We start from the raw sequence: 615 nt of genomic DNA, 5'->3' as shown, positions 1-615 counted from the left end.
GGCGCTGTTACTTCAAACTGACGGTCTAAATGGTTGGGTGATACGATGGCCGGCTTTCCACCGCCATAGCAGCCAGGGCGTCGTCGATAGCCCGTCTGAGAGCGTAAACCTTCTCTACGCATCAGGCGGGCCACTCGGTGCTTACCGCAGGCTTCGCCAGCCTCACGCAAATCCTGGTAGACCTTGCGATATCCATAAACACCGCCGCTTTCAAGCCACGCATGCTTGATCAATCCCAAGAGGCGCTGATCAACCCGGTCTCGATTAGACAGTGCTTTTTTGCCCCATGCGTAGTAGCCGCTAGGGTGCACGGCCATCATGCGGCACAAGCGACGTACCGGATATTGGCCCGCATGCTTTTGAATAAACGCGTACCTCAGTCGGACTCCCTGGCGAAGTACGCGGTGGCCTTTTTTAATATATCTCGCTCTTCTGACACGCGTTTTAGTTCAGCCTTCAAACGACGGTTTTCAGCTTGGAGATCATCATCTTCTTGCCGTTGTTCTACCGGCTTATCGTAGCGTTTGATCCAGTGGTACAAGCTGTGGCCTGACACGCCTAAACGCTCAGCGACCTCGGCAACTCGATGGCCACGCTCTACCACCTGTTTAACGG

At 54.6% G+C, this 615-nt stretch carries 1 pseudogene; it reads right to left on the bottom strand.

What is annotated here, in order from left to right:
* Positions 1–615 (bottom strand): annotated as a pseudogene (locus HP566_RS21835) (IS3 family transposase); the annotation flags it as partial.

It is taken from the genome of Vreelandella olivaria (assembly GCF_023507745.1).
GTDB classification, from domain to species: Bacteria; Pseudomonadota; Gammaproteobacteria; order Pseudomonadales; family Halomonadaceae; genus Vreelandella; species Vreelandella olivaria_A.
The sequence above is the reverse complement of the archived record's forward strand: the minus strand, read 5'-3'. Positions and strand labels throughout refer to the sequence as shown.